The following is a 26,184-nucleotide window of genomic DNA, read 5'->3' as shown; positions in this document are numbered from 1 at the left end:
ACACGCGATGTTGCTCGAATGATGCTGGACAAAGCCCGCACGCCGGGCAAAGCTTTAGCCTGTGGACCCCGACGACTGGCATCGGTTGCTCGAGCGGCTGACCGGGATCTCCGCCGATCTCGCCGAGACCGTGCGACTGGAGGTCGCGGTGCGCGGGCCGGGAACCGCGGCGACGGCCGCATTCGAACAGATGCTGCCCGCCCTGGAACAGCTCGCCCGGGGAACCGACGATCTGACCGTCCTGCGATCGCTGCTGGGCCTGCCGCCGCGGCGGCATCCCTGTTCCGCCGACGACATCGCCGGTGTCGTCAACGGTGATCTGGAAACCGTTCAGCGCGTTCTGGTCGGCATGGTCCGCCAGCGCGCAGCCGAGCCGGATTGCTAGCGCCTCGACGAATTGTGCTGGGCTGCAATCTATTCGGTGAATATCCGCACCCCGGGATGGTCCGCCAGCACAGTGCTGATCGGTTGTCCCAACAGTACGGGTGAGTGGCCGCAGCCGTGATCCGCCGGGGCGTCGGCGGTGACGATGGCGCTGATGATGCCGATCGCCTTGGTACCGGCGAAGATCGGTCCGCCGCTGTCGCCGCGCTGGGCGCAGATACTGCTGTAGAACACATCCTCGATCGTGACGGGCCGATCGCCGTGTCCCGGCACCCCGCCCAGGCGCCCCCGCTGACGCACGGAAAGTACGGTCCCACAGGCATATCCCGAGGTGGAGCCCGATTTACACACCGCGGCACCGACCACCGGCTCCGCGGTGCCATCGATGCGCAACGCATTGTCGCGGGCGGCGATCGAACGTCCCGCAACGGCCGGTGATGCCGAACCGAGCCGCTGTGTGGAAACCAGATTGTTCCGGAACCTCGCGGCTTCCGCATCGTCGATTCGGATGATCGAATAGTCGTGCGGGCCGAAACTCGTGGCCTCGAAATATCCGAGCCGCCGGCCGATCTTGCGATTCCGAAGATCGTAAACAGGTTGCTGATGAACGGATTTCGCGGCCGGGGCGACGAGATTGTCCGGATCACAATGCCCAGCGGTGATATCGATCGTATTGCCCTGGGCATCGACGCCGTTGAACCCGAACGAACACCGATGCCCCTGGCCGCCGCCCTCGACGGCATACGGCTCACCACCGATCCGATCGCCCATCTCTCCGGCATCCTCGCCAGGACCCGCGGACGAATAGTCCTCCGGCAGCGCCTCGGGCATGTCCTCCACGACCGAGCGGACCGGCCCGAGATCGGCGGGCAGGCGCACATTCCGAGTTATCCGCATCGCAATACTGTTGTGTGGCACGTCGATTCCATATCCGACCACGGCCGCGCCGACCGACTGGGGCTGATCGTCGAGCCAGTGCTCGATCCCGGCGATCCGCTCGTTCAGCGTCGATTCGCTGGCCGCGACCGTCTGCACACCGAATCCGGCCTGTTCGGCGGCACTTCGCGCATCGGCCGCATCCGGCCCGGCGGACAGCAGCACGATGGGGCGCGCACCATCCATGCGCGCCCCGGCGAAAACGGTCGGATGTGTGCGGCGTGCCAGATCGGCGAACCCGGACAGGCGTTGCGCCGCGTTCGCCCGGGCGAGATATTCATCCACATCGATCCCCAGATCGCGCCGCACTGCCTCGACCAGCGCCGGGGGCAGCGAGGCGATACCGGGCGCGGCCGCGGCGGGCACCACCGCCGAACCGGCCACCACCGCTGCCGCACAACATCCCAGCGCGAGGTTGCGTACGCGAGATCCCGATTCCACGAACTGCCTCCTGACCGAATGCGACGAATGTGTGGTGACCAGGTGAACGATCAAATACTCAGTTCCGCAGTTGTTTTCGAGTGATCTTCGGCAGATTCCCCGCCTCGCCGGATATCCCGATCGGGATTCGCCGAGGCCGCCGCACGCCCACCGGACATCGCACGCGCCCGCATCGATGCGGTGCTCAGCGAGAAACGACTTCCTCTGTGCAGCAATGTATTCGCGTATAAACGCCCGGCGAACCACGCGGTGAACGCGATCGCCGCCAGCATGATCGCCACCGCGACCCCCATCTGCCGGCCGGGCACGCCGTAGACCGCGCGCATCGGCATCACCACCGGTGACAGCGGCGGAATCAACGACAACACCACCGCCGCAGGACCATTCGGATGGTCGGGCACAACGGCCTGGCCGACCGGATAGGCCGCGAGGACGATCACGATGACCGGCGCAGCCACCGAGGCCAGGTCCTTCCGCCGCGACACCGACGATGCGGCCGCGGCGATCACCAGCGCATACAGGAAACAGCCGAGCAAATACCACAGCAGCGCCCAGCCGACCGCACTCGTGAACACGGCGGCCGACATGTGCAGCACACCCAGGACGCTCGCCGCCCCGGCACCCGCAACGGCCGACGCCGCCGCCAGCCCGATGGTCACGACTCCGACGCCGATCACCCTGCCCATCAACAACTCCCACGGCCGAACAGCGGCCAGCAGCAGTTCGGCAATGCGATCGGCCTTCTCCTCGACCACGCCCTGCCCGGTGAGCTGAATGGCGATCAGCAACATGATGCAGGTCAGCGCGCCGATGACGCCGGCGATAGCCGCCCGCTCGGCGCGATGGTCGTCGGCCGATCGCAGGACGCGGGAGTCCACCGTCGCGGTGGACATCGCGCGCCGTACCGCCGCGGGATCCCCGCCCATCGCACTGACCTGCTTGTTCAACGCGATCTGCCGGGCCAGCAGGTCGAATCCGGCTCGCAGCCCGTCCGGCAGCGCGGATTTCACCACCACCTGTAACCGCCCGTCCGAGACGCCGGTGAACAGCGCCGCCAGATCGCCCGACCGAACCCGGCCCTCCCCCGACGCGCGATCGACCATCACGGTTTCGATGCGCTGTCCCGCTGCCTGCCCCGCACCGACGAGCATCTGCCGGTAGGGCGCGGTCTGCGCGGTCACCCCGACCGTCTGCGTCGAGTACCGCTGAGTCCGGCCGAGAAGATGGCACAGCAGCACCGTGCCCACCACCGCGGCCACCAGGACGACCGTGATCACCACGAACGACCGAGACCGCAGCCGCGCACCGATCTCCCGCTCGGCGACCAACTCGATCGCCCGGACCGACGACATCCTTTTCATGCGACGACTCCCTGTTCCTCGTCGGCGACCACAGGATGGAACAATTCGGTCAAAGTGGGCCTGACCCTGATGAATTCGCGCACCGGCCCCACCGCCGCGGCCGCGCCCAGCACCCACTGATCGTCGGCTCCGTCGGCCAATCGCAGAATCCAGCGCGTCCCCTCGCGCCGTTCCACCTGTACCCCGGGCAGCCGCGCGGTCCAGTCCCCGCTCACACCGGGCGCGTCGATCGCGATCCGGTCCGGGCCCAGACTGCGCAGCTCCTCGACCGTTCCACAGACCACCACGGATCCGTTGCGGACGATGCCGACCCGGTCGCACAGGCGTTCCGCCAGGTCGAGCTGATGGGAGGAGAACATCACGGGACCGTTCCCGGCCGCGGCACGCTCGCGCAGCACCGAGGTCAACACCTCGGCAGCCACCGGATCCAGGTCGGCGAACGGCTCGTCCAGCAGCAGGATGTCCGGGTCGTGTACCAGCGCGGTTGCCAGCTGCACCCGTTGTCGATCGCCCGGACTCAGCTCGAGCACATCGTCCTGGGCGCGCGCACCGATGCCGAGCCGCAGCATCCAGCGGCGTGCGGATTTCTCCGCCTCCCACGCCGAGAGTCCGTGCAGCCGAGCGAAATACGTCAGCTGTCCGCCCACCGGCATGCGCGGATACAGACCGCGTTCCTCGGGCAGGTAGCCGATGCGGCGCCGCACGTCCCGGTCGATCGGCCGCCCCGACCAGCGCACCACGCCGCCGTCCGCGCCGAGCACGCCCATCACGATGCGCATGGTGGTCGTCTTGCCCGCGCCGTCGGCCCCCACGAATCCGAATATCTCACCGGCTCGCACGTCGAATGTCATGTCCGACAACGCGACCACCTCGCCGTACCGTTTGTACAGACCCTCGATCCGCAACACGTGAATCCCTCGCCTCCCAATACGCCGACCGGCCGGTCACATGCGCGTTCCGGCACCCGAAATTCGATGGCTGACGACGGCGAATTCGATATCGAAACAGCGTGGGATTCGCCGTATCCGGGCATCACCGTAGGTGAGCGGACGGGTTTTACCCCGGCGCGCGGTCGGCGCGTCGCCGTCATCGGCCGATAGTTGACTACGATCACGGCCGGGGTAAAGGCCCCGATATTCAATCGGACTCCACGAAGGGTGAATTCATGAGGATGCTCAACGCCCGGTACGCGATTGTCACCGTCACTCTGGGCGGATTCGCCGCGGGCGCCGCGTTGTTCGGATCGGCGGCCGCGGCCGCGGACATGATCGACGATTTCGGTCCGTTGCTGACCTCGACCTGCTCCTTCGATCAGATCGATGCCGCATGGCACCAGGTCGACCCCACATCGGCCGCCCGCCTGGATGCCGCACCGGTACAGAAAGCCGCACTGCGATTCGCCTTCTCCCAACCGGCCGAAAAGCGCACGTCGATGTTCGAACAGCTCGCGGCACAGCGGAACATGGCCGGGGTGAACGTCCCCGAGTTGGGCGCGGACCAGGCGGCAGGCTCGATGATGTCGCGGATCGCCGATTCCTGCCACCGATACTGAGCCGGTCTTTCCCGGGATATTCGTCCGGACATTTCCGGCTGAACAACTTTCCGACCCGCCGAGACGGCCCGAAGAGAAAGACACGATCCGGGGCAAGATCGCACCCGCAAGATCACCATCAGTTGTCACCAGGAGGAATTGTGCTTCTGCCAGGCGTCGGTAGTGCCGCTGGTTTCGCCGTTGCAACCTTGGGAGTGGTTCTCGGCGCCGTCCTCGCGTTGCTCTGAGATATCCCCCGGCTGACCATCGCCTCGTGCGCCGCGCGCGGCGCCAGCCGGGCCGAGGCCAGCGCCACGGTTCCGGGCGCGTACGACGCGCCGACGGTGATACCGGGCAGGCAGAAATACCCGCGGTCCGCCCGCATCACGGCGCGATCGTGGGCGAGCGCCAGAAACGCACCCGCACCGAACGTATGCCCCTGCAGTACGGCGACCGTGGGCAGCGGCGCGACCAGCAACCGGGCGAAAAGCAGTACTTGCCCGCACCGGTCGTCACCAGCGCCCGCGGCCCGTCCTGCGCCTCGATCTCGTCGAGCAGTGCGTGGAACCGCGCGATCCACTCGGGATGGGACCCGTTCTCCGGATCGATGCCAGCAGTGTGCTGGGAATCCCCAAATTTCGCGGACGCTACTGTCGAGACAAATGCCGACCCCAGCGGCAGGAGGGGTGATGCTGGATCGAAATCACTTGTCCGACTTGATCGGTACCCCGGTGGCGCAGGTCGACGATCTCGGCGCGAACCACTCGTGGACACTGCACCGCGTGGCTCTCCGCGATGGGCGTGACCTGTTCGTCAAGGCCGCGCGCGACTGCCCGGGAGTCTTCGCCGCCGAACGGTTCGGGCGTGAACTCGCCGCCGTGCACGCCCGAACCCCGGACCGTTTCGGTGCCGAGTGGCCCGGATTCATCGCCGACCTTCCCTTGGACAACACCAGATCCGACGGCCCCTGGTCCCACTGGTACGCCGAACGACGGCTGCTTCCGCCGCTGAGCGCCGCGGCACCGCATCTCGACGGGACAGATGTGAAACTGCTGGAAAACGTCATGACCCACATCGACGAGCTCGCCGGACCACCCGAACCGCCCAGCCGAATCCACGGCGACCTGTGGTCCGGCAACATCATCTGGACCGGCGGCCACGCCACCCTGATCGATCCGGCCGCCCACGGCGGCCACCGCGAAACCGACCTCGCGATGCTCAGCCTGTTCGGGGCACCCCACCTGAACCGGATCCTCGCCACGTACCACGAGACAGCACCCCTGGCCGACGGCTGGCGGCGACGAATCCCCCTGCACCAACTGCACCCGCTACTGGTACACGTCGCGCTGTTCGGCCGCCGCTACCGCGACCAACTGGTCACCACCGCACACAAAGCCCTCATGGCACGCTGACCACCCACCCGAAAGATTCCGAACCTACCGCTCGCCCAGCAGCGAGGCCCCAACAGATGAGCACCAGAATTCCGATGGGCCGCAATAGATTTCATCCACGCGGCAGAACAGTCGAAATATCGAGCCCTCGGCCACGAACCAGATTCGAAAACTGATGCTGCCTTTCGCTGCCTGATCCGGTGAAATCGACTCGGGAAGGCCTCAGGAACGACGAAAGCCCTCGACCGAATCACTGGTCAAGGGCTTTTCGTGGAGTGTGGGCCTAGGAGGACTTGAACCTCCGACCTCTTCGTTATCAGCGAAGCGCTCTAACCGCCTGAGCTATAGGCCCGTAGGGGCTGGGTTGTTGTCCCGAACCGAGAGCAAAGATTACCCGACCATGCCGGGAACAACCAAAACTGCTGGTAGGAGGGGTGGAGATAAAGAAAGGCCGGACCTGCTGAGCAGGTCCGGCCTCGAGGTGGAGAGGGTCAGTCGGGGTCGGCCAGGGTTACCTGGATGCCGCCGACGAGGTCGGTGCACTGGTTGTAGATGAAGACGCCGACCGTGGACAGGGCCGTCATCAGCACGACGTTGATCAGGCCGATGACGGCGGCGTAGCCGAAGACGGTGCCGGCGTCGATCAGAGCCGAGGAGTTCGAGTTGTTGTCGGACACCATATCGGTGAACGTGCTGTTCAGACGGTCCCAGACACCCATGCCGGACAGCACGATGTACAGGAAGCCCACCGCGAGCATCCAGACGAAGAACATCGCCACGCTGATCACCAGCGAGATCTTCAACGTCGACCACGGGTCGATGTGCCGCAGCTGAACGGTCGCGCGCAGCGGCTGACCGGTGGCCGCGGCCTGGACCACGGCCTGCGGGGCAGCGGGCGAGACGGGCTGCTGCGCGGCGATGTGCTCCGAGGGTGGCAGCGGATGACGCAGCTCGGACAGGTCCGGCATGTCCTTGACCAACTCCGGGCGGGCGATGCTGCGGGTGGGTCCGTCGATGCCGACGGACTTCACCATCGCCGCCTCCTTGCGCGCGGCCTTGGCCGCCAGATCCGCGGTGGTGCGGGCATTACCCGAACCGCCTAGGCCCACCGCCGAAGGCCGACCCGTCACGGGCGCATGGCCCGGACGGCTCAGATTCGACTGTGGCTCGCGCTGCGGCAACTGCGACCACCCCTCCTCGAATCGGGAGTTGGTGTCCGCTTCAGCGGACTCGCCCGATTTCTCCTCACTCGCGAAATCGGCTGACTGCTCGGTGTTTTCGGGCGTACTGCCCGACCCGCCGTCGGTGGACGCCGGCCGCGGAATGGGACGCGGCGGAATGGGTGATGATGCTATCCGCTCGGTCACACCGTTGGCGTGGGGCCGCTCGTCGTTCGGCTGGTTCGGAGTGGTCAATGGGGATTCCTTAGATCCGTTGTGCCGCCGCTGCTCGGTTAAAACTACTTCTTCTCGGAACCACTGGTGTCGTCTTCGCCGGGAACCTCGTCGGGCTCGTCCGCGTTACGAGCGATCGCAAGCAACGTATCTCCCTCACCGAGATTCATCAATCGCACGCCCTTGGTCTGGCGGCCTGCCTTGCGAACCTGCTTCGCCGCGGTCCGGATGACACCACCACCGGAAGTAATCGCATAGAGCTCGTCCTCATCATCGACGATGAGCGCACCCACCAGACTGCCACGACGCTGGTCGTACTGGATAGTCAGGACACCTTTTCCGCCACGGCCCTGTGCGGTGTACTCCTCGATCGCGGTTCGCTTGGAATAGCCGCCGGACGTGGCGACCAGCAGATACGTGTCGTCGCGAACCACGTTGAGCGACAACAGTTCGTCATCGGTGTTGAACCGCATGCCCTGCACGCCGGAGGTGGCGCGGCCCATCGGGCGCAGCACCTCGTCGTTGGCCGGGAAGCGGATCGACTGACCGTGCGCGGAGACCAGCAGCAGATCGTCGTCGGCCGAACACAGTGCGGCGCCGACCAGTTCGTCACTGTCGCGCAGATTCACCGCGACGATGCCGCCGGTCCGGTTGGAATCGAAATCGGTCAGTTTGGACTTCTTCACCAGACCGTTGCGCGTGGCCAGCACCAGATACGGCGCGTCCTCGTAGGTCTTGATCTGGATGACCTGGGCGATCTTCTCCTCCGGCTGGAAGGCCAGCAGGTTCGCCACGTGCTGACCACGCGCGGTGCGGGCGGCCTCGGGCAGCTCGTACGCCTTGGTCCGGTACACCCGGCCGAGGTTCGTGAAGAACAGCAGCCAATCATGTGTCGAAGTGACGAAGAAGTGCTTGACCAGGTCGTCCTGCTTGAGCCCGGCGCCCTGCACACCCTTGCCACCGCGCTTCTGGCTGCGGTACAGATCGGTCTTGGTGCGCTTGGCGTACCCGGTCTCGGTGATCGTGACGACCACGTCCTCGCGGGCGATGAGATCCTCGTCGGCGACGTCGCCGTCGGCGGAGATGATCCGGGTGCGGCGGTCGTCGCCGTACTTCTCGACGATCTCCTTCAGCTCGTCGCGCACGATCGCGCGCTGCCGCTCGGGCTTTTCCAGGATGTCCTTCAGATCCGCGATCTCGAGCTCGATCTTGGCCAACTCGTCGATGATCTTCTGGCGTTCCAGGGCCGAGAGGCGACGCAGCTGCATATCGAGGATGGCCGTGGCCTGGATCTCGTCGATATCCAGCAGCTGCATCAGGCCGGTGCGCGCGGTGTCGGTATTGGCCGAACGCCGGATCAGGGCGATGACCTCGTCCAACGCGTCCAGGGCCTTGACCAGTCCGCGCAGGATGTGCGCGCGTTCCTCGGCCTTGCGCAGCAGGTAGCGGGTGCGCCGGACGATGACGTCCAACTGGTGTTCGACGTAGAGCCGGATCATCTGATCCAGGCGCAGCGTGCGCGGCACGCCGTCCACGATGGACAGCATGTTGGCGCCGAAACTGGTCTGCAGCTGGGTGTGCTTGTAGAGGTTGTTCAGCACCACCTTGGCCACGGCGTCGCGCTTGACCGTGATCACGATCCGCATACCCGCGCGATCCGAGGACTCGTCGTGGATATCGGAGATGCCCGCGATCTTGCCGTCCTTGACCTGCTCGGCGATCGCGTTGATGAAGTTGTCCGTGTTGACCTGGTACGGCAGCTCGGTGATGACGATCGTGGTGCGGCCGCGATTGTCCTCCTCGATCTCCACCACACCGCGCATGCGGATCGAACCGCGCCCGGTGGTGTAGGCGTCGTGGATGCCCTGCGTGCCGACGATCAGACCGTGCGTCGGGAAGTCCGGGCCCTTGACCCGCTCCATGCACGCGGCGAGCGTGGCTTCCTCGTCGGCGTCGTAATTGTCCAGCGCCCAGTAGATCGCCTCGGCGAGTTCGTTCAGGTTGTGCGGCGGGATGTTGGTCGCCATTCCGACCGCGATGCCGTTGCTGCCGTTCATCAACAGGTTCGGCACCCGGCTGGGGAGAACCACCGGTTCCTGCGAACGACCGTCGTAGTTGGGCGTGAAATCGACTGTCTCGTGGTCGATTTCGCGCAGCAGCTCCATGGCCAGCGGCGTCAGGCGGCACTCGGTGTAACGCATGGCGGCCGCGCCGTCGTTACCGCGAGAACCGAAGTTGCCCTGACCGTCGACCAGTGGATACCGCAGCGACCAGGGCTGCGCCATGCGGACGAGGGTGTCGTAGATCGACGCGTCGCCGTGCGGGTGGTAGTTACCCATCGTTTCGGCAACCGGTCGCGCGGATTTCACATAACCGCGATCGGGGCGATACCCGTTGTCGTACATCGCGTACAGCACGCGGCGGTGCACCGGCTTGAGGCCGTCACGGACCTCGGGCAGCGCACGACCGACGATGACGCTCATCGCGTAATCGATGTAGCTGCTCTGCATTTCGTTCTGGATGTCGACCGGCTCGATCCGGTCGCCACCACCGCCGGGCGGCAGTGTCGTCTCAGTCATGAAGTCTCCTTTGTAGTCCTGTTGCGCGGCAGTGTGTTTCGCACCGGACTACACGTCGAGGAAGCGAACGTCCTTGGCATTGCGGGTGATGAAGCTGCGACGCGCCTCGACGTCCTCGCCCATCAGAATGGAGAACAGCTCGTCGGCAGCGGCGGCGTCGTCCAGGGTGACCAGGCGCAGTACACGCACCGCCGGGTCCATCGTGGTCTCCCACAGCTCCTTGGCGTTCATCTCGCCCAGACCCTTGTAGCGCTGGACGCCGTCGTCCTTGTTGATCTTCTTGCCCGCGGCCAGACCGGCCTCGAGCAGGCCGTCGCGCTCGCGGTCGGAGTAGGCGAACTCCGGATCCGAACGCTGCCACTTGAGCTTGTACAGCGGCGGCTGGGCCAGGTAGACGTGACCGTGCTCGACCAGCGGGCGCATGAAGCGGAACAGCAGCGTCAGCAGCAGGGTCGAGATGTGCTGGCCGTCGACGTCGGCGTCGGCCATCAGCACGATCTTGTGATACCGCAGCTTGGCGATGTCGAATTCGTCGTGGATGCCGGTGCCGAAGGCGGTGATGATCGACTGCACCTCGTTGTTCTTCAGCACGCGGTCGATGCGGGCCTTCTCGACGTTGATGATCTTTCCGCGCAGCGGCAGGATCGCCTGGTACATCGAGTCGCGGCCGGACTTGGCCGAACCACCGGCGGAGTCACCCTCCACGATGTAGATCTCGGACTTCGTCGGATCCTTCGAACGGCAGTCGGCCAGCTTGCCGGGCAGTCCGCCCAGATCGGTCGCGCTCTTGCGACGCACCAGCTCCCGGGCCTTGCGTGCGGCGACACGTGCCTGTGCGGAGGAAACCGCCTTGTTCACAATGGTTTTCGCATCGGCCGGATTGGCCTCGAACCAGTGCGCCAGGTGCTCGTTGCAGGTGCGCTGAACGAACGACTTGACCTCGGTGTTGCCCAGTTTGGTCTTGGTCTGGCCCTCGAACTGCGGCTCGCCGACCTTCACGCTGACGATGGCGGCCAGGCCCTCGCGAATGTCGTCGCCGGTGAGGTTGCCGTCCTTCTCCTTGAGCAGCTTCTTGTCCTTGGCGTACTTGTTCACCACCGTGGTCAGGGCCGCACGGAAACCCTCCTCGTGCGTACCGCCCTCATGGGTGTTGATGGTGTTGGCGAAGGTGTGGACGGATTCGGAATAACCCGAATTCCACTGCATCGCGACCTCGAGCTCGTGGCCCGTGCCCTTACCGGTGAACGCGACCACCGTGTTGTGGATCGGCTGCTTGGTCCGGTTGATGTGCTTGACGAAATCCTCGAGGCCACCCGGGTAGTGATAGGTGCGGGTCTTGACCTTGTGCTCGACCGGCGGAGCCTCTTCGGCGTGCTTGGGCGCCTCGGCGTGCTCGCTGACCACTTCCTCGGTGACCTCGGAGTCGGTCACGCGCTCATCGGTCAGGGTGATGGTCAGGCCCTTGTTGAGGAAGGCCATCTCCTGCAGGCGGCGAGACACGGTCTCGAAGTTGAACAGGGTGGTCTCGAAAATGTTGGGATCCGCCCAGAAGCGAATGGTGGTACCCGTGCGCTTGGTCGACTCGCCCTGGATCAGCTTGCCGGGCTTGGCGTCCTTGTACTCCTGGCTCCAGTGGTGTCCGTCGTAGTCGATCTCGGCCTGCAGGCGAGTGGACAGCGCGTTCACCACGGAGATACCGACACCGTGCAGACCGCCGGACACCGCATAGGACTCGGAGTCGAACTTGCCGCCCGCGTGCAACTGGGTCATGACCACCTCGATGGTGGGGATGCCCTGCGCGTGCATGCTGGTCGGAATACCGCGGCCGTCGTCGACGACCTCGACACCGCCGTCGGCCAGCAGAGTGACGTCGACGCGCGTGGCGTAGCCGGCCATCGCCTCGTCGACGGAGTTGTCGACAACCTCCCAGATCAGGTGGTGCAAACCGCGCTCACCGGTGGAACCGATGTACATACCGGGGCGCTTGCGTACCGCCTCGAGTCCCTCGAGAACGGTAATGGAGTCGGCACCGTAGGTCTGCTTACCTGACTTCGGGTTGGTCGAGCCGCTTGCATTGGAGTCGTTGGCAGCCACTGCTCGGTAGCTCTCCTTACTTGCTGATCTCTCGGCACGGCCACGGCACACGTCGGACCCCAGATGGTCTCTGCTCGAGATGTCGAACCGCTCGAGAATTATGGGTCCAGCGGGCGGCAGCACGGTACGCACCGAGGGTATCGCCGCTAGTTACCTCACCATCCTACTGGTACGCCCGGCACAGGATGCACCTATGACACCCCTGACAGCGCCGTGAGTGGGATAAATCGAACCGCACCGGGTCCGTTTATAGGTCCGAATGTCCCGTAAGCCTCCGTGGCCGATCGGATGCCCGTGCGCCCGGGGTCGCCGATCACTCGAACGGACCGGACACGGGATGGGTTGCGGCACTCGCTGTTCCCCGCCGGACCGCTCGGTTCCACGTGAAACGGATCAGCCGTAGGTGTCGCGCGGGCCCAGCCCCTTGACGTGACGTGCGCCCTTACGCCAGCTGGGCGCGGCCGGGCCGCTGATCTTGAGAGTTTTGACCACACCCTGTCCCACGGCCGCGTTGATCTTGGCCAGCAGTTGAGCCTGCAACATGCGCAACTGGGTGGCCCAGGCGGTCGATTCGGCCTGGATGCTCAGGACGCCGTCGGTGAGCGAGATGGGCGTCGCGTGGGTGGCGATATCCTCACCGACCACACTCGACCAGCGGCCGAACACCATGCCCTCGGCGACTTTCCCGGACCAGCCCCGGCTCTTGGCCAGCGCACCGGCGACCGCGGAGAGCAGTTGTGGATCACGTTCGTCCGGACGAGCGCCCGACCAGCCGCGCCGGCGCAGCGCCCGCACGCCGCCCTTACGCGGCGAGGCTCTCCCCTGCCCCACCGCCTTGCCACTGGCCTTGGCGGCGGCGCGCGCCTCCTCGAGCGCGCGGCGAGCCAGATCGACTCCGCGTAGCTCCGGGCCGGAGTCACCGGACGACGCGGCGGGCCCGTCGTATCCGGATTCTTCCGTCATCGCGCTGCCTTTCGTCGATCTGTGGATAAGTAGGCTAGCGGGTCCGCGAACAGACACGCCGCGACGCCGGGGAGTGTCACATGACGTGGTTGTGACATCCCTGGAAGGTCAGGATGTGGTGGGCGACACCTGATCCGCGATATGTGAGGTTCGTTCATCGGCCGCGCCATCGGTTTCCACTCGCAACGGGGTCGCCTCGAGTTCCGCGGGGACGTCCTCGGGGACCGCGGCGGTGATCAGCACCTGCTCGGCGGTAGCGGCGACGGCGGCCAGGGCGCTGCGGCGATGACGGTCCAGTTCGGCGAAGACGTCGTCGAGCATGAGGACCGGGTCGGTGCCCATACCGCGCAGCAACTCGAAGGCCGACAACCGCAGCGCCAGGGCGAACGACCACGATTCCCCATGGCTGGCAAAGCCTTTCGCCGGCGCCGAGCCCAGCATGAGCTCCAGGTCGTCACGATGCGGGCCGACCAGGCACACCCCGCGCTCGAGTTCCTTCGGGCGGGCCTCGGACAGCTCGCGCAGCATGATCGCCTCCAGGACCTCGACGTCCTGTGCCTCGGGCGGGCGGGCGGGGTCCAGGAATTCCGGCGGCAGATATCCGCTGCGGTAGCGGATCGACGCGGTGCGCGACTCCGGGGCGATCGAGCGATACGACTGTTCCAGATGGGGATACAGATCGTTCACCAGGCGCAGCCGCTGCGCCAGCAGTTCGGCGCCGTGGGTGGCCAGGTGTCCGTCCCAGACGTCCAGGGTGCTCAGTTCCGTCGCCTGGCCCGAGCGTGAACGGGCTTGTCTGCCAGCGGTTTTCAACAGCGCCGAACGCTGCCGCAGCACGCGGTCGTAATCCGAGCGGACACCGGCCAGGCGGGGCAGGCGAGCTGTGCACAACTCGTCGAGGAAGCGACGTCGCTCGGACGGGTCGCCGCGGACCAGGGCCAGATCCTCCGGCGCGAACAGCACGGTCTGCAGAATGCCGAGGATTTCCCGGGTGCGCCGGACCGGGGAGCGATTGATCTGCGCGCGGTTGGCCGACCCCTGATTCAGCTCCACGTCGATGCGCAGTTCGCGTCCGGAGTTGACCACTGTCGCCCCGAGCCGAGACCGCTGCGCGCCCAGGCGAATCAGCGGTGCGTCCGCGGCCACCCGGTGTGAGCCGAGTGTGGACAGATAGCCGACCGCCTCGACCAGATTGGTCTTGCCGTTGCCGTTCGCACCCAGGAAAACTGTTCGGCCTGGGGATAATTCGAGATCGACCTGATCCCAGGAGCGAAAATCACGCAGCGTCAACGTCCGCACGTACATCGCTCAGTCCTTGTCAACATTCATCCACAGATATCCGGGCAATCGCCGGTGTGGACTCAGCCCGGCAGGCGCACCGGCATCAGCAGGTAGATGTAGTCGGTGGCCAGCGCGGCGAACGCACCGGAATCCAGTACCTCCGGCTCGTCCTCACCGGTCGGGGTGAGGACCGCCGGACGGCTCGGCGTGGTGAACCCGAAGGTCACCCGGTCCGAGTGCAGTGCGGACAGGCCGTCGTTGAGGTAGCCCGGGTTGAAGGCGATGGTCAGCGGCTCACCGCGGAACTCGGCCCCGAGCCACTCCTCGGCGCGGCCCGCGTCGTCACCGCCGGCCGACAGCTGCAGGCCCTGCTCGGAGAATTCCAGACGCACCTGGGCACCGCGTTCGGCGACCAGCGCAACACGTTTGATGGCCTCGATCAGCGCCGCGACCTCGAGGGTGGCGATGGAGGTGTGCTCCTTGGGGAGCAACTGGCGGAACTTGGGGAATTCCGCATCGAGCAGCCGGGTGGTGGTGCGGCGGCCGCCGTTGACGATGCCGAGCAGACCGTCGGTGCCGGTGCCGAAGGCGAGCTGCACCGGGGCGTCGGAAGCGCCGAGCGTCTTGGCCGACTCGGACAGCGTGCGCGCCGGGACGAGCACCGCGGTCTCCACATCGGGACGACCGGGCTGCCATTCCAGATGCCGAACCGCGAGCCGGAACCGGTCGGTGGCCGCGAGCACGACCTTGTCGCCCTCGATCTCGACCCGGATGCCGGTGAGCATGGGGAGCGTGTCGTCGCGGCCGGCGGCGACGGCGACCTGGCCGACGGCCGAACCGAATACATCCACACCGAGTTCACCGGTCTGCGGGGGCAGTTCGGGAAGCTGGGGATAATCCTCGACCGGCATGGTCGGCAGGGAGAACTTGGCGCTGCCGCAGGCGATCAGCACGCGGGTGCCGTCGACGGAGACGTCGACCGGCTTGTTGGACAGGGCCTTGGTGATGTCGGCGAGCAGGCGGCCGGAAACCAGGACCTGACCCGGACCGGCGACCTCGGCGGCCACTCGCATCTGCGCGGAGACTTCGTAGTCGAAACCGGACACCGTGAGCCCGTCCTCGCTCGCGACGAGCAGGACGCCGCCGAGCACGGGAACCGGCGGCCGCGAGGGCAGACTCCGGGCCACCCAGGCGACGGATTCGGCGAAATCCTCGCGAGCGACCCGAAACTTCATGCTTGCAAGCTCCATCGCCCGGTATTTCCTTTCCCAGTCTCGATCGGTCGTGATCTTCTTCGGCTCGGCAGTGCGGGTTCATGCAGGAGGTGCTCGATCGGTCGCCCGCATTCGTCTCACAGGAGTGTGACACAGGCGACCGACACCAAACCGTACCCGCGGACGAGCCTACCGACTACGCCACCCCTCCCGGTGCGTCGGATACGTCGATGCGCACTCGGGCGCGGCTCGACGCCGTCCGGGGTGTCAGCGATGTTCGGCTCCGATGTTCGGTTCGGGTTCCTCTTTCTCCCTGCCATCGATACGGGTTGGGGACGAAGCTCCGTCGCATCGATCCGTCCCGAACCGACTTTCCACACCACCTGTTTTAAAAGAGAGATCTCAAGGAGAAGAACTGAAGTAGTAGTAGGCGCTGTGGATTCTGTGGACTCCCGCCGAATCCCCTGCTGGGAAGGCGTGGCGGCATGGGGATGTCGAGCGGGTGACTCGAGGATGAACATCGAGTCGTTGTGGACTCCGCGAATCTGTCCCAGGCCCATCCTCGAGCCATCCTCGAGTTCTTCCATGACGATCACCCTGTTGTGCACACATGTGCACCATCCGGTGTAGAACGGGTGGATTCCTCGAGGACCTGACATGGAGTCCTCGAGGAATCCACAAGCCGAATCGGACATCTGCGCTGGTCAGCCCTCGAGGATGAATCAGGGTGTGCAATCTGTGTACTAACCGCTGTGAGTAGCTCGTGCACAGATTCCTCCCCAGAGCTGTGCGCAACTCGGTGGACAGCCGGTGGAATCCTCGAGGACTCCACAAGAATTCCTCGAGGACTCCACACACGAAAAGGCCCCTTCACCCTGGTCAACGAGGTGAAGGGGCCTGTGGAGCGAATCAGCGGGAGCGCTGTTTGATTCGGGCTGTGAGTTCCTGAACCTGGTCGTACACGCGACGACGTTCGGTCATCTCCTTGCGGACCTTCTTCTCCGCGTACATGACCGTGGTGTGGTCCCGGCCGAACGCCTGACCGATCTTCGGCAACGACAGGTCGGTGAGTTCGCGGCACAGATACATCGCGATCTGCCGGGCCTGTGCCAGCGGGCGCGCCTTACCCGGGCCGGTCAGCTCCTCGAGCGTGGTGTTGAAGTACTCCGCGGTCACGGCCATGATCGTCGAGGCGGTGATCTCCAGGGTGGTGGTGTCGGGCATCAGATCCCGCAGCACCACCTCGGCCAGTGACAGATCCAGTGGCTGACCGTTGAGCGAGGCGAACGCCGTCACCCGGATCAGCGCGCCCTCGAGCTCACGGATATTGCGCTCGACCCGGCTGGCGATGAGTTCGAGCACGTCGTGCGGGACATCGAGCCGGTCCATCCGCGCCTTCTTGCGCAGAATCGCGATGCGCGTCTCGAGTTCGGGCGGCTGCACATCGGTGATCAGCCCCCATTCGAAACGGGTGCGTAGCCGCTCTTCCAGGGTCGCGAGCTGCTTGGGCGGCCGGTCCGAGGACACCACGATCTGCTTGTTCGCGTTATGCAGGGTGTTGAAGGTGTGGAAGAACTCCTCCTGGATACCTTCCTTGCCCTCGATGAACTGGATGTCGTCGACCAGCAGGATGTCGGTCTCTCGATAGCGGCGTTTGAACGCGACCTTGCGGTCGTCCCGCAGGCTGTTGATGAAGTCGTTGGTGAATTCCTCGGTCGAGACGTACTTCACCCGCATGCCCGGGAACAGTCGCTGGGCGTAGTGACCGGCCGCGTGCAGTAGGTGCGTCTTACCCAAACCCGAAGCGCCCCAGACGAATAACGGATTGTAGGCCCGCGCGGGCGCCTCGGCGATCGCCACCGCGGCCGCGTGTGCGAACCGGTTGGACGCACCGATGACGAACGTCTCGAAGGTGTACTTGGCGTTCAGGCTCGCCGACGAGGACGTCGACGCGGCCGGCGCCGGGGCCGGCGGTTCGGGCGATTTGGCGAAGTAGGTCGGCCACGAGTTGTGCGCGTTGACGATGGGTTCGTCGTCCTCCTGCTCGGTCGGCATCGGACGATGCTGCGGCGCGGACTCGGGATCTGGTGCGAACAACGACTCCTGTCCGGGCGGAACGGGGACGTTCCGCACCGGAGGTAGATCGATATCACGTCGTTGGGGGGTTGCCTGACCGTGGTTGGGGATGCTCGGCAATTCTCCGGCCATCGGCGCGGTCACGTATTCGGGCTGGGGATAGTCGTCGTGACCCGGGTATTCGGGTGGGGTGTGATAGCGCGGCGCGGCATAGTCGGGGGCCGGTTGGTAGTCGGTCGGTGCGGGGTAATTCACAGGCTCGCGGGGAGCGCGCGGATGCTCGCGCAGCCGATCCGGACGCGAAGTGAGCCGGGCGTGTCGGGGCGGGCCGCCCGCGCGATCGGACGGTGGCGCGGCCGGTGCGGCGATGCGCACACCGAGTCCCTCCACCTGTGGGCCGAGCCGGCGGGCCAGCGATCGGAGGATTGGCTCGCGCAGATCGCGTTCGATCGCCTCCTGAGCGAGTGAGGACGGCACCGAGAGCAGCGCGAATCCCTGTGCCACCGTCAGCGGTTTGACCAGGCCCAACCATGCCTTCTGGGCATTGGACACCGGCGATATGGCACCATCACCGGATCCCGTGGTGAGCTCGGCGACCACCTCCGGCCACACGGCGGTCAACACGTTCTGCTCGTCGTCCACGTATACTTCCTCCCCGATACAGGTCGCTAGGAGTCGACGGTCGGCATCGTCCGCAACCCCCGGTGGCATGAGCGTCGACGTGGCCGTCTGGGTGGCTGGGGGTCATAAGAATATGCCACCCCACTGGTCTTTCCACACAATTATCCACAGATGTGGAAAACCCTATCCGGGTGAGTCGCGCTGTACACATTCCCCCTGCGGCGCCAAGACCAGCGCTTCTGTAGCAATCTGCTAGCTATGCACCCTATATGCTGCGGCGACCGTCCGGCAAGGGCGGTTCCGGCCTCTGCCGCGGGGCCGATCCGCACCGCAGGCGCCCGGATCTCACGAAGTGGCGCAGCTCGCATCGAGGGACCCGAGTTTGACCCTGTCGGAGCTGATCAGTACCCTCGTACAGTCACCCATTGACGTGGTGTCGAATGCCTGCTGCCCTGGTAGCGAGGCTGGCGCACCCCGATGGGAGTTGTTCCGACACGGACATCGTCCGCCGTCGCGAGCACACAAGAGTTACACCCACCAGCTTCGGGCGCCACTGGGCGCCCACCTACTCGAGGAGTGTCGACCGTGGCCAAGGGCAAGCGGACGTTCCAGCCGAACAACCGTCGTCGGGCGCGGGTCCACGGCTTCCGTCTCCGGATGCGGACCCGCGCGGGTCGCGCCATCGTGTCGGCGCGTCGCGGCAAGGGCCGCGCCAAGCTCACGGCCTGATCCATCGGTACCGGTATCGGCGTCATGCTCTGTTCGCCGTTCGGTCCGCTCGTTTCCACCCGTTACGTGCTCGGACACTCAGGTGCTGCCTGAGCCGTATCGGCTGCATCATCGTGCCGATTTCTCCCGGACGGTGCGGCACGGCCGACGAATCGGGAGACATGATCTTGTCGTGCACATATACCTCACACCCGCACAGCAGGCGGACGGCAGAACACCGTCCGTCCGGCACGGCGGGCCGAGGTTCGGTCTGATCGTCAGCAAGGCGGTGGGTCCCGCGGTGGTGCGTCACCGTGTGGCTCGCCGCCTGCGTCATATCTGCGCCGGTGTGATCGATGAACTGCCCACCGCCGCGAACGTCGTGATTCGCGCCCTGCCCGGCGCGGCCGACGCCGACAGCACCGAACTGGATCGGCAGCTGCGTTCCGCGCTGCGCAAACTTCTTCCGCCGCCGACCTCGGCGGACAATGGGGTGCCGGAATACGGCAGGTCCTCATGAACCGGCTGCGGACATTGGCCGCACTACCGGCGAAACTTCTCATCTTTCTGATCGAGCTGTACCGGACCTATGTCTCCCCGACTCGGATGCCGGTGTGCCGATTCACGCCCACCTGCAGTGAATACGCGGTGACAGCGTTGCGCACCCGAGGGCTCTTCATCGGTCTCGGACTGACGGCCGTGCGTTTGGCCAAATGTGCGCCCTGGCACCCTGGAGGGTGGGACCCCGTTCCGGAGCGCAAACGGAAAGGGGCTGCTGCCGATCCGGCAACGCCCGAGAGCTCTGCGACCGAGCCGAGCCCGGCGACCGACGCGGCGGCCGAACACGAGCCTTTGAAGGGGTCGCCGCCCGCGGCGACCGGCGACACGACCGACGGGAGTACTTAGAGCCGTGCTCAATTTCATCTATTACCCGGTGTCCTGGATCTTATGGTTCTGGCACAAAGCTTTCGGGCTGGCACTGGGCAATGACAACGGGCTCGCCTGGGCGCTGTCCGTGGTGTTCCTGGTGTTCACTCTCCGTCTGGTGCTGTATTGGCCGTTCGTGAAGCAGGTGCGCACCACCCGGCAGATGCAGCAGCTGCAGCCGAAGATCAAGGAACTGCAGAAGAAGTACAAGAACGATCGCCAGAAGATGGCGGTCGAGATGCAGAAGCTGCAGAAGGAACACGGCTTCAATCCGCTCATGGGCTGTCTGCCCGTGCTCGCCCAGGTGCCCGTGTTCATCGGCCTGTACCACGTGCTGCGCTCGTTCAACCGGGTCGGCAGCACCAGTGGATTCGCCGGTATCGGGCACAGCGGCGGGATGAGCGCGTATGCGAATGCGCATACTGCGAACTACGCGTTCGGTGTCGCCGACGTGCAGTCGTTCCTGCGGGCGCGGATCTTCGGTGCGCCGATCTCCGCGGCGATCACCACTCCCAAATCTCAGATGGAGGCGTTCGCCGATTACGGCGGCATTCCCGAGCTTTCGCACATGATCGCCGTTGCGGTCCCGCTGATGCTGATCGCGGGTCTGGCGACGCATTTCAACGCACGCGCTTCGGTGGCCCGTCAGCGGGCGACCGGCGTCTCGGTGGATCCGACCGGTATGGGCGGCGGCGGGTCGCCGAGTCCGATGGGGCCGAACCAGGCCGAGCTGATGAACAAGCTGGCGCTGTACGTCTTCCCGCTCGGTGTGATCGTCGGTGGTCCGTTCCTGCCGATCGCGATTCTGCTCTACTGGGTGTCGAACAACATCTGGACCTTCGCTCAGCAGCACATCGTGTTCAAGCAGATCGAGAAGGAAGACGAGCACAAGAAGCAGGAGGCGCTCGAGCGTCGCGCGCAGAATGCTCCCAAGCCGGGCGCCAAGCCCGACACCCGTCGTAAGCGTGGTCCGGCGGTGACCGATGCTTCGGTCGATGCGACCGCGGATGGTTCCGATACCCCTGTCGATGCCGCTGTAACGGACGATTCGACCGCATCGAAGAACGGTACCGGGCAGTCGAAGAATGGCACCGCACCGTCGAAGAACGGGACGGCGAAGTCAGGTAAGTCGACGGCGTCCTCGGGTAAGTCGACCGGACAGGGTAATCGCAAGCGATCCGGTAACCGTGGTCGTCCGAATCAGAAGCGACGTCGCTGATAACTCGCGGCAGGAGTGAAGGAAACGACAACAATGACTGTTGAGACCGATGGAGGGGACGCCACTGTGGCGCTGAGCGCGAACGGCACGATCGAGCAAGCCGCTGCGGAGACCACCGAGCCCCGGGAATCCGATGCCGCGCAGGAGCGCTCGGCCGATTCCGGTGCCGCGCGTGATTCCGACTCTGCCGCCGCGGATGAGGCCGGTGATGCCGAAGAGGAGCTGATCGAGGAGGGCGAGATCGCCGGTGACTACCTCGAGCAGTTGCTGGATGTGCTCGATTTCGACGGTGATATCGATCTGGACGTCGAGGGTGATCGAGCGGTCGTGAGCATCGATGGCGGACGCGATCTGTCGAAGCTGGTGGGGCGTCGCGGTGAGGTGCTCGATGCATTGCAGGAGCTGACCCGGCTGGCCGTGCAGCAGGCGACCGGAGTCCGCAGCCGTTTGATGCTCGACGTCGCCGGGTGGCGGGCCAAGCGCCGTGAGGAATTGAGCGCCCTGGGCGCCGCGGCGGCGCAGCGGGTGCTCGAGTCGGGCAAGCCCGAGCCGCTCGCGGCGATGACTCCGTTCGAGCGGAAGATCGTTCACGATGCCGTGGCCGCTGTCGATGGTGTCGAGAGTGAGAGCGAGGGCGTGGAGCCCAATCGGCACGTGGTGGTTGTGCCGTCGTAGAAGTGTCGTGTGAGGGTAGGGCCCCCGGTTCGCTGAACCGGGGGCCCTACCCTTGTACGGACGCAGCCGCAGTGCGGGCGGACCGATCGATGGGCGCCCGATATCTATTCATATCGGTCGGGAAGGAAGTTTCACGTGGAACGAGGCACGGACGGCGATGATCCGAACCCCTCCCCCGCTTCCGGTGTCGAGGAGCCGCCCGCTGAGGCGGCGCTGGTATTCGGAGATCGGCTACCGCTGGCCCGGCAGTATTGCGCGGCCTTGGCAGGCGCCGGGGTCGAACGCGGATTGATCGGGCCGCGCGAGCTACCGCGGCTGTGGGATCGTCACATTCTCAACTGCGCCGTTCTCGGGGAACTCATCGCCGAAGGGGCCGCGGTGGTCGATGTCGGCAGCGGTGCCGGACTGCCCGGGATTCCCTTGGCGATCGCCCGGCCCGATCTTCGAATCACGCTCGTCGAACCACTGCTGCGCCGGACCATATTCCTCGCGGAATTCATCGAGGCGGCCGGGCTCGATGTGACGGTGGTTCGCGGCCGAGCGGAGCAGCCAGGCGTCCGGAAAGAGGCAGGCGGCGCCGACGTCGTGACCTCTCGTGCGGTTGCGCCCCTCGCCAAACTCGCGCAGTGGTCGCTGCCGCTGGTGCATGACCACGGCCGCATGCTCGCGCTGAAGGGATCGAGCGTCGCGGAGGAACTGCAGCGCGATCGCGAGGAGTTGACTCGAGCCGGGGGTGGCAATGCGCAGGTTCTCGAATGCGGCGCCGGACTCGTCACGCCGCCGACGGTCGTTCTGAGTGTGGAGCGACTCCCCCGCTCCGAGCGTCCGGGGCGTCGAGGTGTGCGGGTGCGTCGGGCGCGATAACCCGGTCCGGATGTTTCATGTGAAACGCTGGGCGGGCTGTCGTGCTGTCACGGATGCGCGACCGGGCTCGGCGGCTTTTTGGTGGCTGAGCCGGGTTTCATGTGAAACATCGTGGGGCCCTACCTCCGTAGCCGTAGCCGTAGCCGTAGCCGTAGCCGTAGCCGTAGCCGTAGCCGTAGCCGTAGCCGTAGCCGTAGCCCGGCTCCCGGCTCGTGGCCTGAGCCCTGAGCCCTCAGCCACGAGCCCTCAGCCACGAGGCCTGAGCCGCGAGCCCTGAGTCCTATGGTGGGTTGCCGTGGCAGTAGTCGATGGCTCTGATGGTTGCTTACTCTCGTAACAGCCGCCGCGGCCGTACCTGGTGGCTGTTGCGCGGGTGGAACCGTGACCTGTAAGCGACTGTGCCGCTGATAGGGCGACTGTGGTTGACCGTCGCAGGCGCAGTCGGTGAGTGCGGTCGGTGGTGTCGCTGGGGACGGCGACCGCAGTCGTTGTTTGCTGTGGCTAGTGGCAGGAGCGTGCGACTGGCAATCACGCTGCGCTGCAATGTGGTTGGGTGAGGCGACGCGATCTGGAGCTACGCCTCTGCTGAGCGACTGCTGCCCTGTCTGCGCGCAGGTTTCGAGGGCGACTGCACGGTTTCACGTGAATCATTGGGGGCGATCAGTCGGGCTCGCTCCTGCGAGCCTGAGTCCAGTTTGGATCTGTTGACCGATTGCGTCTGGATCGAACTGGTTCGCTGCTGTGTGTGGGGTGGGCGCTTGTAGGGGCTTCGGATGGTGATCTGAGATCGCGAGGAACTCTGTCTGATTCAGCGGTTGTTGATGAGAGGAGTCAACCTCGGCTCGGTTGGGATCGGATCGCGCGCGGTGACGTTGCCACGTACATGAGCGCCCATCCCGACGGAGGTTCGAGTGGTCGCAGAGTTCCGAAACTCGACACCGCGGTCGAGGGCCGCGCTGCTGTCGAGGATTGCGGGAATCTTGTTCCGAACCGATGTGGTGGTCGGGTGTTTCATGTGAAACATGACGGGCGGCTACTCGAGTTGGATCGGGATGCCGGCCTGACCAACGCATCCGGCACTGCGACTCCGCAAGGGCGGCTGTCGGTCCTCCATCCGGCGCGAGTGGCGCGTGCGCCGGCGCATTTCCTCCCGTCACCGTGACGAAGATGGATCGAGGGATGGGATGGTGGTCGACCATTCGAGTTCGCGCGGATTTCTTTCCTCGGGTGACCACTCCCCCGCTCGGTGATCGTGACAAGCCTCCGCGCGCAAGGCGACAACGGAGCGTTCGAATGAAAGCTGCGAACCGGTCACGCCGGACTGGTCGAGTACGAGATCTCTTTCAGGTCTGATTCCGCACCAACCTCTACGCGGAGCCATTGACGACCCGTCGCGTGGGCCGCCAACGGATTCCGGTTCGGCTGCATCGATTGGTGGCGAGCATGATTGGCAGCCTTCTGTGATGGATGTGCTGAGCGATCGGATCGTTCTCGAGAACGGGCCGCTTTATTCGATGCTGCCGACAGACTGGTGACCAAGCGTAAAGCGCGTCGGCCGCAACGCGTGCCGTGCCGGTGTGGATGTGCTGCGCCACAAGAACGACGAATCGACAACAGCTGTGGCCCGGCCGTGTCGAGGACCGAGACCGCTCAACGCTTCACGAGTAACTGGTTGGAGAGCTCGTCATCGCCGAAGCGATCGGACTCCGGGCCGACAGGACCACACGAATAACCCTTACGCCTCCGATCGGCATTGCCGAACCACAAGACTCACCTGCCCGCGATTTGTCCGGCACGTACCGCCCACATCGAAGTTCTCCGGCACCGAGGCACCAACCGAAACAGGAAGAGACGCCCTGAGCCGAAATTCGCGAGGCGGGGTTATGCACGCGCCTCCAGCGGCGCACTGATAATCCAGAGACGCTGGACTTGCGGCTGCGCTCATTCCAAGGGGATCGATGCCGCGCGAGCACACGTTGATCGAGGCAGTGTCGGATTGCGAACATCGAGCCCCGAGGTCGTGCTGATTCGAGAAGCATCCGTCTGGACGGTGAGAGGCGTCGACCGGAATGGGTGCGTCGGCTGGGCACGCACTCGGACCACGTGGCACCGGATCGTGCGTACGCGCCGAGGCTGACCCGGATCGGTTAGCGTCGAGCCGACGGGCGCATGGAGCCGAGGAACGGGTCGTGCGAGAGAAGCGTCGAGGCCAGCACCGACCGTCCTGAGGGACACATCCTGCTGAAGGACGCGCCGCGCTGGACTGAGTATGGGAGACCGAATTGTGTGGGCCGAGCGGTGCGCCGGGTCGAGCGGTGCGCCGGGCCAGGCCGAGTGATGTGTCGGACCACGCCGAGCGATCTGTGGGGCCTAACGGTGCGTTTAGCCAAGCGTCGCGTCGGACTTGGCGGTGCGTCGGCCGAGTGGTGTGCCGGGCCGAGTGGTGCGTCGAGCCGAGTGGTGCGTCGAGCCGAGTGGTGCGTCGAGCCGAGTGGTGCGTCGAGCCGAGTGGTGCGTCGAGCCGAGTGGTGCGCCGAGCCGAGTGGTGCGCCGAGCCGAGTGGTGCGTCGAGCCGAGTGGTGCGCCGAGCCGAGTGGTGCGCCGAGCCGAGCATCGCGTCGGACTGGGCGATGCGCTCGACTGAGTGGTGTGCCGGGCCGAGCGGTGTGCTGGACTGGGCGGTGCGCCGGACTGAGCGATGCGCCGGGCCGAGCGATGCGCCGGGCCGAGCGATGCGGTGGACTGAGCGGTGTGCTGGACTGAGCGATGCGCCGGGCCGAGCGGTGTGCTGGACTGAGCGATGCGCTGGACTGAGCGATGCGCCGGACTGAGCGATGCGCTGGACTGAGCGATGCGCCGGACTGAGCGATGCGCCGGACTGAGCGATGCGCCGGGCCGAGCGGTGCGCCGGACTGGGCGGTGTGCCGGACCGAGCGATGCGTCCGATTGAGCGATGCGTCCGACTGAGCGATGCGCCGGACCGAGCGATGCGTCCGATTGAGCGATGCGTCCGACTGAGCGATGCGCCGGACCGAGTGGTGTGCCCGGCCGAGTGATACGCCGGACCGAGTGGTGCGTCGGAGTGGGCGGTGCGTCGGGCCTAGTGGTGCGCCCGACGGAGAGATGTGGCGAATTGAACGATGTGGCGGACCGGCGGCGGAATGTCAGCAAGGGGCGGTGTGGTGTTGGGGTGCCGGAGGTGGCGGACTGCGGGATGCGTAGGTCAGTGGGTGGGTTCGATCGGAATTGGTGCTGTCGGTCCAGGTGCGTCGTGAAGGGGGGTGTTCCTTGTGAACGTCGTGGTGGACCGAGATGCAAGGTGGGTAGCAGGGGCGGGCTGTGGTGGATCGGTTGGACCGTGGGTGGAGTTGTGAGCCTTTATGGAGGTACAGCGGGCGGAGCGGGGGCGGGGACGTGCTGCATGAGATGTCGTGGCCGAGAGCAGGTTCGTCCGGGGACGTGCCGGGGTGAAATGCGCCGGATCTGACAGGTGCTTCAGGGGTTTGGACCAGTCGAGCGGGAGTG

Annotated in this window: 20 protein-coding genes and 1 tRNA gene; 9 read left to right on the top strand and 12 right to left on the bottom strand. The window is 65.7% G+C overall.

Annotation, left to right across the window (positions count from 1 at the left end):
• Positions 1-61 precede the first annotated feature (61 nt).
• Entirely contained in the window at positions 62-385 is a 324-nt protein-coding gene (locus tag NM2_RS02615; RefSeq protein WP_067663426.1) for a hypothetical protein, read from the top strand.
• A 29-nt stretch (positions 386-414) separates the two neighbouring features.
• Here NM2_RS02615 and NM2_RS52890 read toward each other — a convergent pair whose 3' ends face one another.
• The 3 genes from NM2_RS52890 to NM2_RS02600 form a co-directional block, all read right to left on the bottom strand.
• Positions 415-1,155, bottom strand: a complete 741-nt coding sequence (locus tag NM2_RS52890) for a S1 family peptidase (protein WP_369690296.1) — start codon at positions 1,153-1,155, stop codon at positions 415-417.
• A gap of 656 nt (positions 1,156-1,811) precedes the next feature.
• The gene (locus NM2_RS02605; RefSeq protein WP_084530410.1) at positions 1,812-3,122 is read right to left on the bottom strand and encodes an ABC transporter permease; all 1,311 of its coding nucleotides are present in this window, start codon (positions 3,120-3,122) and stop codon (positions 1,812-1,814) included.
• Positions 3,119-3,973: an ABC transporter ATP-binding protein gene (locus tag NM2_RS02600; protein ID WP_174575593.1), complete on the bottom strand. Its 855-nt coding sequence runs from the start codon at positions 3,971-3,973 to the stop codon at positions 3,119-3,121. Before NM2_RS02600 ends, NM2_RS02605 begins: the two co-directional genes overlap by 4 nt.
• Positions 3,974-4,287: 314 nt before the next feature.
• Here NM2_RS02600 and NM2_RS02595 point away from each other — a divergent pair, with 314 nt between their 5' ends.
• Positions 4,288-4,674 carry a hemophore-related protein gene (locus NM2_RS02595; protein ID WP_157120848.1) on the top strand — a complete coding sequence of 129 codons (387 nt, stop codon included), beginning with the start codon at positions 4,288-4,290 and terminating at the stop codon, positions 4,672-4,674.
• 118 nt (positions 4,675-4,792) lie between these two features.
• Here NM2_RS02595 and NM2_RS02590 read toward each other — a convergent pair whose 3' ends face one another.
• A complete protein-coding gene (locus NM2_RS02590) occupies positions 4,793-5,131 on the bottom strand; it encodes an enoyl-CoA hydratase-related protein (RefSeq protein WP_067663415.1) in 339 nt (112 codons plus the stop codon).
• Between the two features lie 211 nt (positions 5,132-5,342).
• Between NM2_RS02590 and NM2_RS02585 the strand changes: the two genes are divergently transcribed.
• Positions 5,343-6,065 carry a fructosamine kinase family protein gene (locus NM2_RS02585; RefSeq protein WP_067663412.1) on the top strand — a complete coding sequence of 241 codons (723 nt, stop codon included), beginning with the start codon at positions 5,343-5,345 and terminating at the stop codon, positions 6,063-6,065.
• Between the two features lie 257 nt (positions 6,066-6,322).
• On the opposite strand, the gene NM2_RS02580 is transcribed toward NM2_RS02585, so the two are convergent.
• From NM2_RS02580 to dnaA, 8 genes are all read right to left on the bottom strand, one after another.
• Positions 6,323-6,396 (bottom strand) — tRNA-Ile (locus tag NM2_RS02580).
• Between the two features lie 139 nt (positions 6,397-6,535).
• Complete coding sequence (locus NM2_RS02575; RefSeq protein WP_067663409.1) at positions 6,536-7,459, bottom strand: DUF3566 domain-containing protein; 924 nt, start codon at positions 7,457-7,459, stop codon at positions 6,536-6,538.
• 44 nt (positions 7,460-7,503) lie between these two features.
• On the bottom strand, positions 7,504-10,017 hold the full coding sequence (gene gyrA, locus NM2_RS02570) for a DNA gyrase subunit A (RefSeq protein ID WP_067663406.1): 2,514 nt from the start codon (positions 10,015-10,017) through the stop codon (positions 7,504-7,506).
• A gap of 48 nt (positions 10,018-10,065) precedes the next feature.
• A complete protein-coding gene (gene gyrB / locus NM2_RS02565; protein WP_067663403.1) occupies positions 10,066-12,111 on the bottom strand; it encodes a DNA topoisomerase (ATP-hydrolyzing) subunit B in 2,046 nt (681 codons plus the stop codon).
• 393 nt (positions 12,112-12,504) lie between these two features.
• Positions 12,505-13,074, bottom strand: a complete 570-nt coding sequence (locus NM2_RS02560; RefSeq protein WP_067663400.1) for a DUF721 family protein — start codon at positions 13,072-13,074, stop codon at positions 12,505-12,507.
• A gap of 108 nt (positions 13,075-13,182) precedes the next feature.
• Complete coding sequence (gene recF / locus NM2_RS02555) at positions 13,183-14,379, bottom strand: DNA replication/repair protein RecF (protein ID WP_067663397.1); 1,197 nt, start codon at positions 14,377-14,379, stop codon at positions 13,183-13,185.
• A 56-nt stretch (positions 14,380-14,435) separates the two neighbouring features.
• On the bottom strand, positions 14,436-15,605 hold the full coding sequence (dnaN, locus tag NM2_RS02550; RefSeq protein WP_067663394.1) for a DNA polymerase III subunit beta: 1,170 nt from the start codon (positions 15,603-15,605) through the stop codon (positions 14,436-14,438).
• Between the two features lie 873 nt (positions 15,606-16,478).
• A complete protein-coding gene (gene dnaA / locus NM2_RS02545) occupies positions 16,479-18,287 on the bottom strand; it encodes a chromosomal replication initiator protein DnaA (protein ID WP_067663391.1) in 1,809 nt (602 codons plus the stop codon).
• A gap of 564 nt (positions 18,288-18,851) precedes the next feature.
• On the opposite strand from dnaA, the gene rpmH reads away from it, so the two are divergent.
• From rpmH to rsmG, 6 genes are all read left to right on the top strand, one after another.
• A complete protein-coding gene (rpmH, locus tag NM2_RS02540) occupies positions 18,852-18,995 on the top strand; it encodes a 50S ribosomal protein L34 (RefSeq protein WP_033085250.1) in 144 nt (47 codons plus the stop codon).
• A gap of 82 nt (positions 18,996-19,077) precedes the next feature.
• Positions 19,078-19,494: a ribonuclease P protein component gene (gene rnpA / locus NM2_RS02535; protein WP_084530409.1), complete on the top strand. Its 417-nt coding sequence runs from the start codon at positions 19,078-19,080 to the stop codon at positions 19,492-19,494.
• Positions 19,491-19,880 carry a membrane protein insertion efficiency factor YidD gene (gene yidD / locus NM2_RS02530; RefSeq protein ID WP_067663388.1) on the top strand — a complete coding sequence of 130 codons (390 nt, stop codon included), beginning with the start codon at positions 19,491-19,493 and terminating at the stop codon, positions 19,878-19,880. The genes rnpA and yidD overlap by 4 nt, the downstream gene beginning before the upstream one ends.
• A gap of 4 nt (positions 19,881-19,884) precedes the next feature.
• On the top strand, positions 19,885-21,120 hold the full coding sequence (gene yidC, locus NM2_RS02525) for a membrane protein insertase YidC (RefSeq protein WP_067663385.1): 1,236 nt from the start codon (positions 19,885-19,887) through the stop codon (positions 21,118-21,120).
• Between the two features lie 33 nt (positions 21,121-21,153).
• Positions 21,154-21,795: a Jag family protein gene (locus NM2_RS02520; protein ID WP_067663382.1), complete on the top strand. Its 642-nt coding sequence runs from the start codon at positions 21,154-21,156 to the stop codon at positions 21,793-21,795.
• Between the two features lie 135 nt (positions 21,796-21,930).
• The gene (rsmG, locus tag NM2_RS02515; RefSeq protein WP_067663379.1) at positions 21,931-22,659 is read left to right on the top strand and encodes a 16S rRNA (guanine(527)-N(7))-methyltransferase RsmG; all 729 of its coding nucleotides are present in this window, start codon (positions 21,931-21,933) and stop codon (positions 22,657-22,659) included.
• Positions 22,660-26,184: the final 3,525 nt, after the last annotated feature.

Source organism: Nocardia miyunensis NBRC 108239, assembly GCF_001613065.1.
In the GTDB taxonomy this organism is placed as follows: Bacteria; Actinomycetota; Actinomycetes; order Mycobacteriales; family Mycobacteriaceae; genus Nocardia; species Nocardia miyunensis.
This window is presented reverse-complemented; position numbering and strand designations above follow the sequence as displayed.

What these genes read in the sequence shown, in the direction of transcription:
- NM2_RS52890 (WP_369690296.1), bottom strand. Translation starts at nt 1,155, where the DNA reads ATGGGCGATCGGATCGGTGGTGAGCCGTATGCCGTCGAGGGCGGCGGC.
- NM2_RS02605 (WP_084530410.1), bottom strand. Translation starts at nt 3,122, where the DNA reads ATGAAAAGGATGTCGTCGGTCCGGGCGATCGAGTTGGTCGCCGAGCGG.
- NM2_RS02600 (WP_174575593.1), bottom strand. Translation starts at nt 3,973, where the DNA reads ATGACATTCGACGTGCGAGCCGGTGAGATATTCGGATTCGTGGGGGCC.
- NM2_RS02595 (WP_157120848.1), top strand. Translation starts at nt 4,288, where the DNA reads ATGAGGATGCTCAACGCCCGGTACGCGATTGTCACCGTCACTCTGGGC.
- NM2_RS02585 (WP_067663412.1), top strand. Translation starts at nt 5,343, where the DNA reads ATGCTGGATCGAAATCACTTGTCCGACTTGATCGGTACCCCGGTGGCG.
- gyrA (WP_067663406.1), bottom strand. Translation starts at nt 10,017, where the DNA reads ATGACTGAGACGACACTGCCGCCCGGCGGTGGTGGCGACCGGATCGAG.
- NM2_RS02560 (WP_067663400.1), bottom strand. Translation starts at nt 13,074, where the DNA reads ATGACGGAAGAATCCGGATACGACGGGCCCGCCGCGTCGTCCGGTGAC.
- recF (WP_067663397.1), bottom strand. Translation starts at nt 14,379, where the DNA reads ATGTACGTGCGGACGTTGACGCTGCGTGATTTTCGCTCCTGGGATCAG.
- dnaN (WP_067663394.1), bottom strand. Translation starts at nt 15,605, where the DNA reads ATGGAGCTTGCAAGCATGAAGTTTCGGGTCGCTCGCGAGGATTTCGCC.
- yidD (WP_067663388.1), top strand. Translation starts at nt 19,491, where the DNA reads ATGAACCGGCTGCGGACATTGGCCGCACTACCGGCGAAACTTCTCATC.
- NM2_RS02520 (WP_067663382.1), top strand. Translation starts at nt 21,154, where the DNA reads ATGACTGTTGAGACCGATGGAGGGGACGCCACTGTGGCGCTGAGCGCG.